Annotated in this window: 13 protein-coding genes; 6 read left to right on the forward strand and 7 right to left on the reverse strand. The window is 64.3% G+C overall.

Features of this window, described 5'->3' with window-relative positions; all coding sequences use genetic code 11:
* The first annotated feature begins 45 nt into the window (after nt 1-45).
* On the forward strand, nt 46-285 hold the full coding sequence (locus FOC67_RS19975; protein WP_152934617.1) for a hypothetical protein: 240 nt from the start codon (nt 46-48) through the stop codon (nt 283-285).
* An 86-nt stretch (nt 286-371) separates the two neighbouring features.
* On the opposite strand, the gene tadA is transcribed toward FOC67_RS19975, so the two are convergent.
* From tadA to FOC67_RS19990, 3 genes are all read right to left on the reverse strand, one after another.
* Nucleotides 372-920, reverse strand: a complete 549-nt coding sequence (gene tadA / locus FOC67_RS19980; protein ID WP_003092697.1) for a tRNA adenosine(34) deaminase TadA — start codon at nt 918-920, stop codon at nt 372-374.
* The gene (locus tag FOC67_RS19985) at nt 911-2,302 is read right to left on the reverse strand and encodes a multicopper oxidase family protein (protein WP_003137910.1); all 1,392 of its coding nucleotides are present in this window, start codon (nt 2,300-2,302) and stop codon (nt 911-913) included. The genes tadA and FOC67_RS19985 overlap by 10 nt, the downstream gene beginning before the upstream one ends.
* Before the next feature lie 163 nt (nt 2,303-2,465).
* On the reverse strand, nt 2,466-3,461 hold the full coding sequence (locus tag FOC67_RS19990; protein ID WP_003137908.1) for an NADP-dependent oxidoreductase: 996 nt from the start codon (nt 3,459-3,461) through the stop codon (nt 2,466-2,468).
* 190 nt (nt 3,462-3,651) lie between these two features.
* On the opposite strand from FOC67_RS19990, the gene FOC67_RS19995 reads away from it, so the two are divergent.
* Nucleotides 3,652-4,566: an AraC family transcriptional regulator gene (locus FOC67_RS19995; protein WP_009313493.1), complete on the forward strand. Its 915-nt coding sequence runs from the start codon at nt 3,652-3,654 to the stop codon at nt 4,564-4,566.
* Between the two features lie 51 nt (nt 4,567-4,617).
* On the opposite strand, the gene FOC67_RS20000 is transcribed toward FOC67_RS19995, so the two are convergent.
* Both FOC67_RS20000 and FOC67_RS20005 read right to left on the reverse strand, forming a co-directional pair.
* Nucleotides 4,618-5,766, reverse strand: a complete 1,149-nt coding sequence (locus tag FOC67_RS20000) for an MFS transporter (RefSeq protein WP_009313491.1) — start codon at nt 5,764-5,766, stop codon at nt 4,618-4,620.
* Nucleotides 5,767-5,836: 70 nt separating this feature from the next.
* Nucleotides 5,837-6,799: an SDR family NAD(P)-dependent oxidoreductase gene (locus tag FOC67_RS20005; protein ID WP_009313489.1), complete on the reverse strand. Its 963-nt coding sequence runs from the start codon at nt 6,797-6,799 to the stop codon at nt 5,837-5,839.
* Nucleotides 6,800-7,569: 770 nt separating this feature from the next.
* On the opposite strand from FOC67_RS20005, the gene FOC67_RS20010 reads away from it, so the two are divergent.
* Nucleotides 7,570-9,039 (forward strand): AAA family ATPase, encoded by a 1,470-nt coding sequence (locus tag FOC67_RS20010; RefSeq protein ID WP_025982364.1) that lies wholly within the window; start codon nt 7,570-7,572, stop codon nt 9,037-9,039.
* A gap of 162 nt (nt 9,040-9,201) precedes the next feature.
* On the opposite strand, the gene guaA is transcribed toward FOC67_RS20010, so the two are convergent.
* On the reverse strand, nt 9,202-10,779 hold the full coding sequence (gene guaA, locus FOC67_RS20015) for a glutamine-hydrolyzing GMP synthase (protein WP_003105901.1): 1,578 nt from the start codon (nt 10,777-10,779) through the stop codon (nt 9,202-9,204).
* 79 nt (nt 10,780-10,858) lie between these two features.
* Nucleotides 10,859-12,328: an IMP dehydrogenase gene (gene guaB / locus FOC67_RS20020; RefSeq protein ID WP_003092702.1), complete on the reverse strand. Its 1,470-nt coding sequence runs from the start codon at nt 12,326-12,328 to the stop codon at nt 10,859-10,861.
* Nucleotides 12,329-12,591: 263 nt separating this feature from the next.
* Here guaB and FOC67_RS20025 point away from each other — a divergent pair, with 263 nt between their 5' ends.
* From FOC67_RS20025 to FOC67_RS20035, 3 genes are all read left to right on the forward strand, one after another.
* Nucleotides 12,592-13,569, forward strand: coding sequence for a LuxR C-terminal-related transcriptional regulator (locus FOC67_RS20025; RefSeq protein WP_009313480.1), 978 nt, complete (start codon nt 12,592-12,594; stop codon nt 13,567-13,569).
* 134 nt (nt 13,570-13,703) lie between these two features.
* Nucleotides 13,704-14,600, forward strand: a complete 897-nt coding sequence (locus FOC67_RS20030) for a transporter (protein WP_009313478.1) — start codon at nt 13,704-13,706, stop codon at nt 14,598-14,600.
* Nucleotides 14,601-14,612: 12 nt separating this feature from the next.
* Nucleotides 14,613-15,770, forward strand: a complete 1,158-nt coding sequence (locus FOC67_RS20035; RefSeq protein ID WP_009313476.1) for an MFS transporter — start codon at nt 14,613-14,615, stop codon at nt 15,768-15,770.
* The last annotated feature ends 11 nt before the right edge of the window (nt 15,771-15,781 follow it).

A 15,781-nucleotide genomic window follows, 5' to 3' on the forward strand; every position in this document is an offset into this window, starting at 1 on the left:
TTTCGAATTGGCATTGTGCGGGAGGCGGCCAGGACCGCCGTACCGATGGCCTTCTTCGAGGACAATGCAGGGCCGGGAATCGCGGACGCCTCCGGACCGGCCGCGCTTTTCGGCTGCGCGGTCCGGCGGGGGTATCCGCAGGCGGGCTCGCTCTCACCTGAAGCCATTGCCTGCGGGCCGCTTGCTCAAGCGGCCGTGCAAAATATCACACAATTCGACGGAGGAAGCGCGCGGCGACTACGACTTTACGCCTATGCCGATCGTCCGAAATATCCGGATAAATAATTGATGCAGATGGCTTTTGAAGGAGAGAAAGGCGCCATGGCGTGCTTTAACGTTTCAGCCGGAGCGTTCGAAAAGAGAAACATCCGTCAGTCTTCGCGAGGCTTCTTCGCCGCTTCGCGCCGCGCGCGGAAGAACGCCGAGAGCGCCTGGCTGCATTCTTCCGCCAGCACGCCGCCCTCGACCATGACCCTATGGTTGAGATGCTCCTGCTCGAAGAATCGCCCACGGCTTTCCACTGCGCCCGACTTGGGCTCGACCGTGCCGTACACCAGGCGCTGGATGCGTGCGTGCACCAGCAGTCCGGAACACATGCTGCAGGGTTCCAGGGTCACATACAGGGTGCTGCCTGGCAGCCGGTAGTTGCCCGCCTCCGCCGCTGCCATGCGGATCGCCAGCATTTCGGCGTGGGCACTGGGATCGTGGCTGCTGATCGGCCGGTTGAAGCCCCGCCCGATGATCTCGCCCTCGCGCACCAGGACCGCGCCCACCGGCACTTCGCCGAGGGCCGCGGCCTTTTCCGCCTCTGCCAGGGCCTCGCGCATGAAATGCGGGTCCCGGCTGCGATCGATGATCGGACGCACGCCTTTTACCGTCGGGTAGCCCTTGCCGTTGCTGATCAGCTTAGTCACCCGCACCAGGCCTCGCCGACCGCGATGGTCCCCATCAGGCCGGTCTCCATATGGTCGATGACGTGGCAGTGGAACATCCACAGGCCCGGATTGTCCGCCACCAGCGCGACGCGGGCGGTCTCGTTCTTGCCCAGCAGGTAGGTGTCGGTGAAGTACGGGATGATTTCCCGGCGATCCGAATCCAGTACCTTGAAGGCCATCCCATGCAGGTGGATCGGGTGCTGGTACTGCGCCATGTTGCGCAGCTCGAAGATGTAGCTCTGGCCTTCCTTGAGCTTGGCCAGCGGCGGCGCGTTGTGCTTGTGCTCCTCGCCGCCTTCCCAGGCCTTGCCGTTGATCTGCCAGAACGACGGATAGGGATTCTTGCCGCTGGTATCGGACATCGCCCCGACCCACTCGAAACGGAAACCGATCTTCTCGGCATTGGCCAGGTCCGGTTCGCTCACCGGATTCGCCGGCAACGGCTTCGGCCAGTCGCCGGCAGGTGCCTCGGCGCTGGCCACGCTGCGGATCGTCGCCAGGCGTACCGGCCCGTCGCGCAGGGACAGCTCGGTGCCCGCTTCCGGCACCTTCAGCGCCAGCTCCAGGCGCATCCCGGGACCGATCCAGTACTGCCCCTCGAAGCCGCGTGGTTCCACCGGATGGCCATCGATGGCATAGATCCTCGCCTCGCCGTTGGGCAGGTTGAGACGGTAGGTGACGGTGTTGTCGACGTTCAGCAGGCGCACCCGGACGATCTGCCCGGCCGGCAGGTCGATGGTCGGCACATGCTTGCCGTTGATCGTCGAATAGCGCCCGCGGGTGCCTTCGCGAGCTGCCTGGCGCGGCACGCTGAAGGGGGTGAAGGCGCCCTGCTCGTCCACGTGCCAGGTCTTCAGGCAGAGAACCTTCTCGTGGCGGAACCCGGTGGGTTCGCGCTCCTCGATGATCAGCGGGCCGACCAGCCCGCGGCCGAGCTGCTCGCTGCTCATCAGGTGCGGGTGGTACCAGTAGCTGCCGGCGTCCTGGGTCTTGAACTGGTAGATGAAGCTCTCGCCCGGCTGCACTGGCGGCTGGGAAATGTACGGTACGCCGTCCATCTCGATCGGCAGGCGGATGCCGTGCCAGTGGATGGTGGTCGGTTCGTCCAGCCTGTTGGTGAAGCGCACCCGCAGCCACTCGCCCTGCTTCGCCCGCAACTCCACGCCGGGGCACTGGCCGCCATAGGCCAGCGCCGGACTGCTGAAGCCCGGGACGATCTCCAGATCCAGCGGCGCGGCGATCAGTTCGTAGTCGTACTCCTGCGCCACCTGCGGACGCGCCAGCCAGAGGCGCGCGCCGCCGGCGCCGAGGCCGACTACCGCCAGCCCGGCGAGGCCGCCGAGCACTTGTCTACGGGTAAATGTCATGGAGCCTTCACCTTCGCGGGTACTGCGGCTGGGAAATGATAGATTTTCTCATTTCCACGCCCGCAAGGCGAGTTCTCGCTCGGAACAAATACACTCCCGCTGACCTGCAGCAAGCAAAAGAGCTCCCCAGCGCCAGCGGCGGATCGCTGGTCGCGGACTGCGCTCAGGCTACCTTCACGATGCGCTTGCCGAAGTTCTCGCCATTCAACAGGCCGACCAGTGCCGCCGGCAGGCTTTCCAGTCCGTAGAGCACATCCTCGTATACCTTGATCTGCCCGGAGTCGACCCATGCCTTGAGATCGGAGAGCGCCCGCTCTCTGCTCTCGAGAAAATCGCCAAGAAGGAATCCGCGCAACGTCAGGCGCTTGATGATGAGCAGCCCGGGGATCCCGGCAGGACCGGCGGCGGGTCGGTCCAGGTCGTATTGCGAAATCGCGCCGCAACAGGCGACCCGTCCATGCTCCGCCATGTTCGGCAGGCAGGCATCGAGGATTGCACCGCCAGTGTTGTCGAAATACGCGTCGATCCCGTCCGGACAGGTCCGCCGCAAGTCATCGGCCAGCGTCCCCGTCTTGTAGTCGAGTGCCGCGTCGAAACCCAGTTCACGAACCAGCCAGGCGCATTTGCTGGCGCCTCCCGCAATGCCGACGGTACGGCAGCCCCTGATCCTGGCGATCTGCCCGACGATAGAGCCGACGGCACCGGCGGCGGCAGACACTGCCAGCGTTTCGCCCTGCACCGGCCTGGCGCATTCGAGAAGGCCGAAATAGGCCGTCAGGCCTGCTACGCCGTAGACGCTGAGCAGATGCGTGAGGGGCTCCAGGCGCGGCAGCCTGATGAGCCCGGCCGCCGGCACGACCGCGAAAGTCTGCCAGCCGGTCTCGGCACAGACCAGGTCGCCGGGCTGGAACGACGCCGAGCGCGATTCCACCACCTCGGCCAGCCCCAACCCCGCCATCACCTCCCCGGCCACGAGGCCGGGGCGATAGGTCGCGCCTTGCATCCAGGCCCGGCTGGCGGCGTCCAGCGGTATGTACAGGACACGAAGCAACAGCTCACCGTCGGCCGGAACCGGACAACGCACCTCGCGCCCCTGAAAATGCCGGACAGCGAGCGCAGTCCGGGGAAGCTCACTCAGAACGATCTGACGGTTGATCATCGCTTCTCTCCCGCCGCGAGAGCGACACTGTCGCTGGCCTCACCGCCGAAAGCGGGAGGCATGTGAAACTGTCTGTCGTGCATGCTGTTCTCCGAGTCGATGGCAACCTGATGCAATCTCATTGTGAGAGAACATCTCCGGACTTAGAATGCAAAAAACTCCTATCTTCTATCGCGATCGTCCAGCATCAATGGATCCTCTCTCCGAAGTCCTTTCCCTGGTCAACAGCCAGGACTCCTCCTTCGGCGCCCTGAAGACCGGCGGCGATTGGGCACTCCGCTTTCCGGCACCGGAAGGTGTGAAGTTCAACGTGGTAGTCCGTGGCGCTTGCCTGCTGGCCACCGACGGCATGGAAGAGCCGATCCGACTGGAAGCGGGCGACTGCTTTCTGGTGTCCTGCCGCAGTCCGCTGCTGGTCGGCAGCGATCTATCCCTTCCCGCCGCCGACGCCACGCTGCTCTACCGAGATGCCCCTGACGGCGTCGCGCACTATGGGGAAAGCGAGGATTGTTTCCTGATCGGCGGTCGCTTCGCCTTTGGCGAAGAAGCCAACCTGCTGTTCGACGGGCTGCCTCCGGTGACCGTCGTGAAAAGCGATTCGGACCAGGCATCCGTACTGAGCTGGGCGCTGCACCGACTGGCCCATGAGTTTTCCTGCCCGTCACCCGGTAGCGCGCTGATCGCTCGCCACCTGGGCCACATCATGCTGGCGCAGGTGCTGCGGCTCTATCTCGCCGGCGAGGGCAGCGACACGCCCAGTTGGCTGCTGGCGTTGTCCGATCCGCGCATAGGCGCGGCGATCCGGGCGATCCACGCCGAGCCGGCCAAAGTCTGGACGGTCGAGCGCCTGGCCGACGTAGCGGGTACCTCGCGCTCCACGCTGGCCCTGCGTTTCAAGCAAACCGCGGGACTGGCGCCGCTGGAATATGTATCGCACTGGCGTATGCAATTGGCCGCTCGCGCCCTGCGCGACAGCAAAGCGACGATTTCCTCGATCGCGCAAACCCTGGGCTACGGCTCGGACAGCGCCTTCAGCAACGCCTTCAAACGCATCATGAAATGCTCGCCCAGAGACTATCGCAGCCGGCAGGCCAGCAGGGCATAGCGCTCGGCGAACCGCCCATGCGGCAGGTTCCCCGAGCGGTCGAGCGCATGGTCAAACGACCGACGGAGCTTGCCGCGGTATCTTTCCCGCCCGAAGGATGATCCCGATGGCCAGGACCACGCACGCGCCGAAGGCATAACGCAGGCCGAACGCTTCGGAGAGAAAGCCGATCAGCGGCGGGCCGATCAACGTGCCCAGGAATCCGATCGTCAGAACGGCTGCGATAGCCGAACTCGGCGCCATGCTCGAGGAGCGGGCGGCGGCCCCCGCCACCAGCGGAATGACGGTACAGATGCCGAGACCGACAAGGCAGAAGCCAATGATCGACGCCGGCAGGCTCGGATAGGCAATCGTCGTGACCATGCCGATCAAGGCGAGCCCCCCGCTCCACTGCAAGGTGCTGCGCGTACCGAAACGGTCGGCGACCCGGTTCAGCAGAAGCCGGCCGACAGTCATGGCGCCCATGAATACCATGAAGCCGACTCCGACCAGTTGCCGCTCGGCCGATACCACGTCCTGGAAATAGACGACGCTCCAGTCGTACATGATGCCTTCGCAGGCCATCGAGAAAAAAACGATCAGCCCGTAGTTGAAAAGCCTCCTGTCCGGCATCGCGAAGGCCCGCCCGACCCGCTCCGCGCCAGGCTGGTCGTGGAGAAAGCGCCAGCAGACCAGGGCGGCCAGGAAGGCGATCACCGATATCACGCCGAAATGCGTGGACAAGGCAAAGTCCTGCCCGATCATCAACGCCCCGAACCCGGCGCCGACGAATCCCGCCAACCCCCATATACTGTGGAAGAACGGCAACTCGGTCTTTCCGCTGAGCGCCTCCGACAGGCTTGCCTGGGTATTGTTCGACACATTGACCGCGCTATAGGAGAACCCCGATACGAACAACAGGGCAGCAAGCTGGTAGACGCTAGAAGCCAAGGGAACCAAGGACAGCAGAACGGCGTTCGCGAGAATCGCCGTTAATCCAACGTTTCTGCTGCCGAGCTTCGCGATCATCCAGCCGGATACCGGCAACGAAAGCACCACCCCGGCCGACATGGCGAAAAGCGCACTGCCGAACACCCCGTCGGAAAGCTGGAGTCCGTCTTTTATCGTGGCCATCCGGGAGCTGAGGCTCCCGAAACACAGTCCGAGCATGAAGAACATGCCGGAGATGGCAATACCTTTCCCTACGCTGCTGGAGGTCATTCGATCGATCCCGGTGCTTGTTTGATGGACAGCGAAAGCGCGGTATCCGCGGCGTCTTCCGTGTGCTCGACTAGGACGCGAATGCGTCGATCCCGGTGAGCGTCGCCGAAAGCCTCCAGAGGCGGCGGGCCTGCTCCGGATCGATCGCATGCTCGCGTACGCCGGCCAGGGTGCGCGAGTCGTCCGGCGCGACGCCTGCGATGTCGCAATCCTCGCAGTAGAGCCCGCCCATCCCCGCCAAAAGCGGAGAGGTCGCAGCCCATAGCTGGGTGGCAGCACCCTGCTGCGGGGTCTTGAGCGTGTCGGGGCTGGCCGGGTTGCCGGCTTCGTCCATCCAGCCCAGGGCGATCATCTCCGCCCGTGGAACATGGCGTTGCAACGGTGTGGCGATGCTGCCCGGATGCAATGCGAAGGCACGCACACCCCTCTCGCGACCCAGGGCATCCAACTGGATGGCGAACAGGGCGTTGGCAGTCTTCGACTGCGCATAAGCCAGCCACTTGTCGTAGCCCCGTTCGAACTGCACGTCGTCCCAGCGGATCGCCGAGTAGTGGTGCCCGGCGGAGGACACGGCGACCACTCGCGCGTCGTCCGCGAGCGACGGCCACAAGAGGTTCACCAGGGCGTAGTGGCCAAGGTGATTGGTCGCGAACTGCGCCTCCCAGCCCGGGCCTACGCGGGTCTCAGGACAGGCCATCACACCGGCGTTGTTGATGACGATATCGGCACGACGGCGCGAGGCGGAGAAGGCGTCGGCAAACCGACGCACGCAGGCCAACTCGACCAGGTCGAGCGCCTGCACCTCGACTTCGTCGAGCCCGAGCAGCGCCTCCCTTGCCACATCCGGTCTGCGCGCCGTAACGATGACCCGCGCGCCCGCGTAGGCCAGCGCCTTCGTGGTTTCCAGGCCAAGACCGGAGTAGCCGCCGGTCACGATGGCGGTCTTTCCGGAGAGGTCTCGCCCCGCCATCACCTCGCTGGCCTGCGTTTTCGCTCCGAATCCCGAATTGATGGGGGTTTGCCTGATAGCCATGAGAATTCTCCTCGCATGCGGAAGCGGCCAGGCGGATAGCGCTGGCTCTTGGGACGAGGGTCATTATCGAAGTGGAAAACTGGATTCTGAATGCAGCAGAATCCAGTTTCCTGTCGAGATCGTCCGACCCCGTAAGCACCTGTTTCATCTCCGCTGCAAGAAAAGCGTGGGATGGCGGAGCTTCAGCGCGAAAGACGCTCAGTGGCGGAGCGCAACGGTAGACTCGCCGGGCGGCGCAGGGGGCACCCGTGGACCGGGGGGGGCGAACGATGATCGGCGGGACGCTGCAACGGGGAGGCAGGCGCTAGCCCTCGAGGAACCTGGCGACGGACGCAAAGGCATGGCGTCGCCGATACGTGGGCTGAATGGAGAAAGCGGGACGACATCGCCCCGCTTCCCGTCCTTGGCAACTTCCAGTGTCACGAACGGATAGACACTGCGGGAAAGCCGCATGAGATCATGCGGCTTGCGGGATCACTCCCACTCAGCTATCAATAAGAGGATAAAACTTCGCTAAATCAAGGCATTGCGAGTGCAGACTTAGCCGATACCGCGAAAAATACCACACCTGACCAATGGGGGCCGCCTATAGGCAGCTCAGGCGAACAACTGCGTCGATCCGCCCATACGAGAGTCAGTGGCGGTCACACCAAACTGCGGATCTGATCACCATCTCAACGCAGACGTCAGAACAAAGAGAGACACCGACGTGCCTATCCGGTCGGTGTATTCGATATCATATGTCGGCAATGAAACATGGAGTTACGATCTTGAAAGTAAGTGAATTGTCAGGCCAAACCGCACGCCTCTCCGGCTTGAACAACATCAACATACTTGTAGGCCGCAACGGCGCGGGAAAGAGTCGTTTCTTTCGTGATATCGACGAAATGGCCAGCCGCAGTACGCAACTATTTTATGTCCGGTATGTCAGTCCAGAGCGAGCGGGGTCGTTCAAGCGTGATGGCAACGTCCTCACAAATATGAGCAACGACCCCGAATGGCTGCGGCACACGCGTGCAGTCAATCAGGCCAGCGACTTCAAAGCTGCATCGGCGATGCTCTTTCGCGAGGCTGAAACGCTTTATCTGCGCCGGCTCGCACGCACACCAGAAATCCGCTTGGATCCGACACGCAATTTCGAGACAGACCGGTTGAGCAAAGTAAATCAACTGCTCACTAATATTTCTCTAGAGATGGGTAATGCCGATTTCGAGTTTCGCTCGCTCCTCAATGGTGAAACAATCGCTCCGCAACAAATCAGCAGCGGCGAATCAGAAGCTGTGGCCTTGGCCGCTGAGATTCTCTATTTTTTCGATACGATTGATCCCGCGAAGTTCAACGTACTCCTCCTTGACGAGCCGGACGTACATCTTCACCCAGATCTGCAGGCACGGCTTGGCAAGCTAATCATCTCTATGCTTGATGAGTTCAAAGACCACGCAGACAGCATAGCCGTATGCATCTCCACACACAGCTCCCCGCTAGTCTGTTCTCTCGCAGCTTCGCCGTATGTGTCGATCGGCACAAAGAGTTTCGCGGTCGATATAGTTGAACTGAAACCGGCCAGCGCCGAGCTTCGCAAGATTGCTCCGTTCCTCGGACATCCCCTCTCCCTTTCGCTTAGCGATGATGCAGCTCTGATCCTCGAAGGAGAAGACGATGAGCGCGTCTGGCAGCAAGCTGCAAGAACGTCACAGGGCAGGATCAAAGTCTTTCCAGTGCTGGCCGCCAGCGTCGATCAGCAGGGCGCTCTTGAGACTTTCTGCATCCAACTGCTAGACACACTCTACGACAACCCAGTCGCCTTTTCGATTCGCGACGGCGACGGTGTGGTGGACCAGCCGCTCGAACACCGCCCCCCCCTCAAGCGTTACCGCCTCCAGTGCTACGCGATCGAGAATGCTCTATTGACTGACTCATGTCTTGCCGTAATGGACACGACCTGGGAAGACTTCATCGCCACATCAAGGAAATGGATCAAGGACAATCCAGACCATCGTGACACCGCTCTCATTGAGGAGCTCGCCGGATCGAGCGACCGCCTACGGCACAAGAAGATAAAAAAAATCCGTAACCTCATCTGCGACGTCGCCGGTTGCAAGAAGCCTTGGGAGATCGTAGTTGGTCAAGCGATCGCAGCACTGACAAGAGAAGATCTTGCAAATCCAAACATGCTAATCGACTTCCTCGGTGCGGAAATGGTCAGCAACGTTATCTTCAGGGATGCGGTAAATCCATGAGAGTTGCCCGATACCATGACAGCACTAGGCTCGCCCTCATGGTATCAGTATTTATTTTATGCCCCGCCCCTCAACATGCCATGAAAAACACCATTGATAATGCGGGAGACATAGTTATTGAGAATATTATTTTCCGATTAATCAACGACTTATAAATCCACCTCACTCCCACTCGATAGTCGCCGGCGGCTTGCTCGACACGTCGTAGGTGACCCGGGAGATACCGGCGATCTCGTTGATGATGCGGTTCGAGACCTTCTCCAGCAGTTCATAGGGCAGGTGAGCCCAGCGTGCGGTCATGAAGTCGATGGTCTCCACCGCGCGCAGGGCGACGACCCAGGCGTAGCGACGGCCGTCGCCGACCACGCCGACCGATTTCACCGGCTGGAACACCACGAACGCCTGGCTGGTCTTGTGGTACCAGTCGAAGGCGCGCAGTTCCTCGATGAAGATGTGGTCGGCCTGGCGCAGCAGGTCGGCGTACTCCTTCTTCACCTCGCCGAGGATGCGCACGCCCAGGCCCGGGCCGGGGAACGGGTGGCGGTAGACCATGTCGTAGGGCAGGCCCAGCTCCAGGCCGATCTTGCGCACTTCGTCCTTGAACAGTTCGCGCAGCGGCTCGACCAGTTCGAACTGCATGTCCTCCGGCAGGCCGCCGACGTTGTGGTGCGACTTGATCACGTGGGCCTTGCCGGTCTTGGCGCCGGCCGACTCGATCACGTCGGGGTAGATGGTGCCCTGGGCGAGGAACTTCACGTCCTGCAGCTTGGTGGCTTCTTCGTCGAAGACTTCGATGAAGGTGCGGCCGATGATCTTGCGCTTCTCTTCCGGATCGGCGACGCCGGCCAGGCGGCCGAGGAACTTGTCCTCGGCGTTGGCGCGGATCACCTTCACGCCCATGTTCTCGGCGAACATGGCCATCACCTGGTCGCCTTCGTGCAGGCGCAGCAGGCCGTTGTCGACGAACACGCAGGTCAGTTGGTCGCCGATGGCCTTGTGCAGCAGCGCGGCGACCACCGAGGAGTCCACGCCGCCGGAGAGGCCGAGCAGGACCTTGGAGGAACCGACCTGGGCGCGCACGGTGGCGATGGCGTCGTCGACGATGTTCGAGGGGGTCCACAGCGCGGCGCAACCACAGATGTCGAGGACGAAGCGCGAGAGAATGCGCAGGCCCTGCTTGGTGTGGGTGACTTCCGGGTGGAATTGCACGCCGTAGTAGGCGCGGGCATCGTCGGCCATGGCGGCGATCGGGCAGCTCGGGGTGCTGGCCAGGATGTGGAAGCCGGCCGGCATCTCGGTGACCTTGTCGCCGTGGCTCATCCACACGTCGAGGCCGAGCACGCCGTCGTCGTCCACGTGGTCCTCGATGCCGTCCAGCAGGCGCGCCTTGCCGACCACGTCGACGCGGGCGTAGCCGAACTCGCGCAGGTCGGAGCCCTGCACCTTGCCGCCCATCTGCTCGGCCATGGTCTGCATGCCGTAGCAGATGCCGAACAGCGGCACCTTCAGGTCGAACACCGCCTGCGGCGCGCGCGGGCTGTCGGCTTCGTGCACCGACTCGGGACCGCCGGCGAGGATGATGCCGCGCGGCGCGAAGGCGATGATCGCCTCGTTGCTCATGTCGAAGGGATGGATTTCGCAATACACGCCGATCTCGCGCACGCGGCGGGCGATCAGCTGGGTGTACTGGGAGCCGAAATCGAGGATCAGGATACGGTGGGCGTGAATGTCTTGGGACATGGCCATCTCTCGCTACGGAATTCGAAAACGACACGGGGCTGAATCGAACAGCCCCGTGCAGCACTCATTTCAATAGGCCTCAACCAACCCGGTAGTTGGGGGCTTCCTTGGTGATCTGGACGTCGTGGACATGGGACTCGGCCATGCCCGCGCCGGTGATCCGGACGAACTGCGGCTGCGTGCGCATCTGCTGGATGTCGGCGCTGCCGGTGTAGCCCATGGCGGCGCGCAGGCCGCCCATCAGCTGGTGGACGATGGCGGACAGGGCACCCTTGTACGGCACGCGACCCTCGATGCCTTCCGGCACCAGCTTCTCGGCGCCGGCGGAGGCGTCCTGGAAGTAGCGGTCGGACGAGCCCTGGGAGCCGGACATGGCGCCCAGCGAACCCATGCCGCGGTAGGACTTGTAGGAACGGCCCTGGAACAGCTCGATCTCGCCCGGCGCTTCCTCGGTACCGGCGAACATCGAGCCCATCATCACACAGTAGGCGCCGGCGACCATGGCCTTGGCCAGGTCGCCGGAGAAGCGGATGCCGCCGTCGGCGATCAGCGGTACGCCGGTGCCTTCGAGGGCGGCGGCGACGTTGGCGATGGCAGAGATCTGCGGCACGCCGACACCGGCGACGATGCGGGTGGTGCAGATCGAGCCCGGACCGATGCCGACCTTGACCGCGTCGGCGCCAGCCTCGGCGAGGGCCTTGGCGGCCTCGGCGGTGGCGATGTTGCCGCCGATCACCTGGACGTCCGGGAAGGTCTGCTTGACCCAGCGCACACGCTCGATCACGCCCTTGGAGTGGCCGTGGGCGGTGTCCACCACCACCACGTCGACCCCGGCGGCGACCAGCGCGGCGACGCGCTCGCCGGTATCGGCGCCGGTGCCGACGGCGGCGCCGACGCGCAGGCGGCCCTGCTCGTCCTTGGACGCCAGCGGGTAGGTCTTGGCCTTCTCGATGTCACGGAAGGTCACCAGGCCACGCAGGTAGAAGTTCTCGTCGACTACCAGCATCTTCTCGATGCGGTTCTCGTAGAGCTTGGCCTTCATCTCTTCCAGCGGGGTGCCTTCGCGGGCGGTGACCAGCTTGTCCTTCGGGGTCATGATCGCGGCGACGGTATCGCCGGCGTTCGGCTTCACCCGCAGGTCGCGACCGGTGACGATACCGACCAGTTCGCCCTGCTCCACCACCGGGAAGCCGGAGAAGCCGTACTCGCGGGCCATCTGCAGCAGTTCGATGATCTTGGTCGAAGGGGTCACGGTGACCGGGTCGCGGACGATGGCCGTCTCGTGCTTCTTGACCTTGCGGACTTCCGCGGCCTGCTGCTCGATGCCCATGTTCTTGTGGATGATGCCGATGCCGCCTTCCTGGGCCATGGCGATGGCCAGGCGGGCTTCGGTCACGGTATCCATCGCGGCGGATACCAGCGGGATGTTCAGTTCGATGCCGCGGGTCAGGCGAGTTTTCAAACTCACGTCCTTGGGCAGGACTTCGGAATAACCGGGGATCAGAAGGACGTCGTCGAAAGTCAGGGCTTCTTGACTGATTCGCAGCATGGCGGGCGCTCCCAGACGGGAAAAATGGAAGCGCGACATTATACCCAGCCACGCGCTTCCGCTCAACGCAGTTGATCGCCGAAAACGGCGAATGGGCAAATATCTTGCAAGGCGCCCGCCAGGCCCCGTTCCGCCTGTCCTATCCCGCATTTGCAGGATGGCAGCGCGGCGGCGGATGGCCGGATACTGCGTACGTCACCCAGCGACCGCCCAGGCGGCGGGACGCCGATTCCAAGAACTATAAAAGTGGGACGGGGGAGAGAATGAAAGGGAGCACTGACCCGCATTCGTCATCCGCAGCCTTGCTCGCGGCGTTCGGCGCCGCCGTGCTGGACATCAACCGGCTGGCGCGCGACAAGACCCTGGAGCGTTTCCATCGCACCGCGCTGGAACGTCTGCAGCAACTGGTGCCGTTCCAGCGTGCCTGGTGGGGCCGCGCGGCGCTGATCGACGGCGTGCCGGTGGAGCACAGCGCACATCTGTTCAACCTCGAAGAGCACTATGTCGAGGACTGGAAATCGATCAGCCACGACGACATCACCGTCGGCCTGGTACACGCCCACCCGGGCACCGCCGTGGCCGTCAACATGCAGGCCACCGCCGGGCTGCGCTGGCTTGGCGCGCGTCACGACATCGGTGAGTTGCTCTGCGTGATCCACGTCGACCCGATCACCCGCCTCAGCGACCATGTCGCCCTCTATCGCACGCCTGGCGGCCCGCCCTTCGCGGAACAGGAGAAGCTGCTCCTCGGGCAACTCTCGGCGCACCTGGCCGCGGCCGTCTCGGCCAACCAGATCCGTACCCTGGTGGCCCTGCGCGAATCCCTCGAACGCCAGGCTCTGGCCATGGCGGTATGCGACCGCTACGGCGTGCTGCATTGCGCCGAACGCGGCTTCGTCGACCTGCTGCTCGGCGCCTGGCCGGGCTGGACCGGTCCGCAGTTGCCGGAGGAAACCAGCCCGCAGGGCTATCGCGATGCGCGCCTGGTGATCGACTCGCGGCAGGTCGGCGACCTCTACCTGCTCACCGCGCGGCAACCGAGCGCGATCGAACAGTTGAGCAATCGCGAAGGCGACGTCGCCCTGCTGTTCAGCGAAGGCAAGACCTACAAGCAGATCGCCCGCGACCTCGGCCTGGCGCCGAACACCGTGCGCCATCACATACGCACCATCTATTCCAAGCTCGGCGTCAACGACAAGGCGAGCATCGCCCACCTGCTGCACCAGTTCCCGCCTGGCTGACAGCCCTCCACCCCTGCCATCACCGCTTCGACCGCCCCGCCAAGGGCGGCATGGGCGCCCTTTCGCCTGCGAAAAGGCGCAACCACCACCGGCGCGACGAACGCCGGGCACACAACGACCGGGGAGACCGTCACATGACCCACCGCACCGCCTCGATGGCCGTACCGACCGCCAGCGCCCTCGCGCTGCTCGGCATCCAGCTCCTGCTGGGCGCCGAGGCCGGCGCCGCCGACCTCAACGCCCGCGACTTCTTCGGCGCCCCAGCAGGCACCACGCTCGGCGTGCTCTACCTGCCGGCGACCCGCGCCCATGAGTTCCACGGGCCGGCCGATCGCAACGGCAAGGCCGAACTCAAGACCAACGCGGTGGCCTACCGCCAGGTGTTCTTCAGCGACATCTGCGGCACTCTCTGCACGCCGCAGTTCATCATTCCCTTCGTCGACATCGATGCGCGCCTGCCCGGCAGCGCCGGGCATACCGGCGAGACCGGTTTCGGCGATCCCCAGGTCGGCGGCACCCTGTTCTTCATCAACGACCCGGAACGGCGCCGCTACAGCGGCCTGCTGACCCTGATCACCCTGCCGCTGGGCGAGTACCACGCGAAGAACCCCGATGTCTCGCCCGGCGCCAACCGCTGGGGCGCCACCTTCGTCTACAACTACACCCAGGGCATCGGCCGCGACTGGGTGCTGGAAGCCAACCTGGAAGCGCAGTTCTACGCGAAGAACGACGACTACTTCGGCAGCGACCTGGAACAGAAACCGCTCTATCGCCTGCAGGCCTTCGCCTCCTACGACTTCAGCCAGAGCACCTACGGCGCCCTCAAGCTGGTGCACGCCGATGGCGGCGAACTGAAGCTGCAGGGCCATACCCTCGACGACACCCACCAGCGCTACACCCAACTCGGCTTCGAGCTAGGCCACTGGCTGGACCGGCGCAACAGCCTGATGTTCGGTCTCTCGCGCAACGTCGCCACCGACAATGCGTTCCATGGCAGCCAGGCCCTGTTGCGCCTGGTCCATGTGTTCTGAGGGGGCGCAGCCATGAACGCTTCCGACAAGACTCTCGCCAGCGCCTCTCCGGCGTCCGGCAACCTCGCGCTGCTCGCGGCCATCGTGGTGTTCGCCGCGATCACCCCGACCATCCTGATGACCGCCCCCGCCGTCGCCGCGCAACTGGCGGCCCAGTGGCAACTGAGCCCGGCGCGGGTCGGCGACCTGTTTTCGGTGGAGCTAGGCGCCATGAGCCTGGCGACGCTGCCGGCTTTCCATTGGCTGAAACGCGTCGATTGGCGCCACGCGGCGCTGCTCGCCGGCCTGCTGTTCATCGCCGCCAACCTGGCCTCGGCGCTGGCCGGCAGCTACCCGCTGCTGCTCGCCCTGCGTTTCTGCAGCGCCCTCGCCGGCGGCTCGCTGATGATCCTCTGCCTGTCCAGCGCCGCCAGCACCGCCACCCCGAGCCGGGTCTACGGGCTCTGGGTGATGGGCCAACTGGTGGTCGGCGCCGTCGGCCTGGCACTGCTGCCGGCGCTGTTCGAACGCTTCGGCCTGGCCGCCTGCTACCTGTTGCTGGCCGGCCTGATGGGCCTCGCCCTGCCGTTGTCGCGGGCCTTCCCCAGCGGCAGCCCGCCGGCGGAAGCCCGCGCCAGTACCGGCGCGGTTCACTCGCGACTGCGGGTCGGGCTGGGCATCCTCGCCGTGCTCACCTTCTATATCAGCCTCAGCGGCGTCTGGACCTTCATCGGCGCCATCGCCGAAGGCGCGGGGATCGGTGCCGGCGCCAGCGGCGAGGTACTCGCCGTCGCCACCCTGATGGGCATCGCCGGGGCGGCCTGCGCCTCCTTCATCGGCAACCGCCTGCCGCGCGACCTGATGCTGCTCGGCGGCTACCTGGCGATGGCCGCGGCGATCCTCCTGCTGATCGGCCAGCCGCCGCTGGCGCGCTTCGCCCTGGCCACGCTGCTGTTCAAGTTCACCTGGACCTTCGCCCTGCCGTTCATCCTCGCCTGCCTCGCCGACCTGGACCGCTCCGGCCGCCTGATGAACGCCTCCAACCTGGTCATCGGCGGCGGGCTGGCCATCGGCCCGGCGCTGGCCGGACGACTCATCGAAAGCAGCGGCGGTTTCCTCCCGCTGCTGCCGATCGCCGCCGGCCTGGCCGGCCTCTCGCTGCTACTGGCCCTGGCCTGCCGGCCACGCTGAAACCCTTTCCC

Source organism: Pseudomonas sp. FDAARGOS_761, assembly GCF_013343155.1.
GTDB lineage: Bacteria > Pseudomonadota > Gammaproteobacteria > Pseudomonadales > Pseudomonadaceae > Pseudomonas > Pseudomonas aeruginosa.